The organism is uncultured Campylobacter sp., from assembly GCF_938030685.1.
GTDB lineage: Bacteria > Campylobacterota > Campylobacteria > Campylobacterales > Campylobacteraceae > Campylobacter_B.
On sequence record NZ_CALHHX010000206.1, the window covers coordinates 1 to 1,684 of the forward strand.

Here is a 1,684-nt window from a genome sequence, read left to right on the forward strand (position 1 = left end):
CAAGGCACCTTTAAATACGGCATCGCCGTGGACGTTCGCACGGGCAGGCGCTTTATGAACGAGCTTGCAGATCGCAAGACCCGCGCAGATGCGGAATTTAAAATTTTACGCGAGGATCCTAAAGCCTATCCGATAACATTTGCGGACACCAAAATGGCGTTTAAAGACCTAAGCGAAGAGGTTATTTCTAAAGGCATGGCAAGCGGCAAGCTAGTGGGCGAATGTGCAAGCCTAGATGAGATAGCTAGCAAATACGGCGTGCCTGCGGACGCGCTAAAAGAGAGCGTCAAAAAATACAACGAAGGCGTTAAGGCGAAAAAAGACGAGTTTGGCAAGCAAGAAAGCGCGCTTAGCGAGATCAACGAAGCGGGACCTTTCTACGTCATCCGCCTCTCGCCGAAGCCTCACCATACAATGGGCGGCCTAAAGATCAACACCAAAGCCGAGGTCTTATCATCTAAAACCAATAAGCCGATCCCAGGCCTTTGGGCTGCAGGCGAGATCACCGGCGGAACTCACGGCGCGAGCCGCTTAGGCACCGTAGCGATCACAGACTGCATAGTTTTCGGAATGATCGCGGGCGAGCAGATCGCTTAGTTTAGTCGGAGCACAGGCTCTCTTAAGCCTTGCCGGGCGGCAAAAGCCTACCTGGTAAGGCGGTTTTTTAAAAGGTTGCAAATGAAAAAAATTAGTTTTACGGCATTGATTCTGTGCTGTTTCATCGCGACTTTGTTCGGCGCGCCGTCTGCCAACGACGCTAACGCCACGAACATAGTCGTTTCAGATGAGCTTCGGGCAAAATACAAAATCAAACCTCATCATGAGCATTTGGCGTTTGACTGCGTCGATTGCCACGTAAATCAAGGAAGCGATCCGTCTAAATTTAAAAGTATCGGCGACAAGGGCTGTATCAGCTGCCACGGCGACAAAAAGCAGCTCGCTTTGAGGCTTAAATTTATGGATACGCTTAAGGCTAATCCGCATAACTCCGTCCACGACGGTCCTACGTTGTACTGCGACGAATGCCACAACGAGCACAAGGCATCTACGAATATGTGTACCGAATGCCACGAGCACGAAGTGCCGCAATGGATGGGGGTGACACCATGAGAATTTCTAAAAAATTACTAGCGCTTATCATCTTAATAAGCGGCATTATAGGGTTTTTCGTCGTCGTGCCGGTGCATTACGCGCTTGAGCAAACGAGCACCGATAAATTCTGCGACATCTGCCACGAGATGGATCCGATGGTGATCGCCTATCAAGATGACGTCCACTCGGGCAAGGGCAAAACGGGCGTCAAAGCCCAATGCGTCGACTGCCACCTACCGCACGACAATATCGTAAAATACGTCTATCAAAAGGCCAAAAACGGCGTGCTGGAGGGCTACTCGCACTTCTTTGACGAGCCTGAAAAATACGACTGGAACAAAAGGCGCGAAAACCGCGAGCACTATGTGTTTGACAACGGCTGCACGAGCTGCCACGCTACCGTGATCGACAGTAAGATCACCTCCGAGCAGGCGCAACGCATGCACGCGCACTACAAAAAGCTCTTAGGCACGGAGCGCGAGCTCAAATGCGCGAGCTGCCACGTAAGCGCGGGCCACGGCATTGGGCTTCGCAACTACCTAGAGTACTGGCGACCGACGTATAAAATTTACGAAAAGAAGATGATGCAGGA

The 1,684-nt window shown here is 51.1% G+C and carries 3 protein-coding genes; all 3 read left to right on the forward strand.

Annotated elements, in window-relative coordinates; translation table 11 throughout:
- The coding region (locus Q0369_RS09880) for an FAD-binding protein (protein ID WP_298099305.1) at nt 1-597 on the forward strand (597 nt) is incomplete at its 5' end.
- 81 nt (nt 598-678) lie between these two features.
- Complete coding sequence (locus Q0369_RS09885; protein ID WP_298099308.1) at nt 679-1,110, forward strand: cytochrome c3 family protein; 432 nt, start codon at nt 679-681, stop codon at nt 1,108-1,110.
- A partial coding sequence (locus tag Q0369_RS09890) for a NapC/NirT family cytochrome c (protein ID WP_298099311.1) occupies nt 1,107-1,684 on the forward strand: 578 nt, incomplete at its 3' end. The genes Q0369_RS09885 and Q0369_RS09890, both read left to right, overlap by 4 nt.

Bases quoted from the DNA above. Each gene is read 5' to 3' on its own strand.
- Q0369_RS09885 (WP_298099308.1), top strand. From the start codon at position 679: ATGAAAAAAATTAGTTTTACGGCATTGATTCTGTGCTGTTTCATCGCG.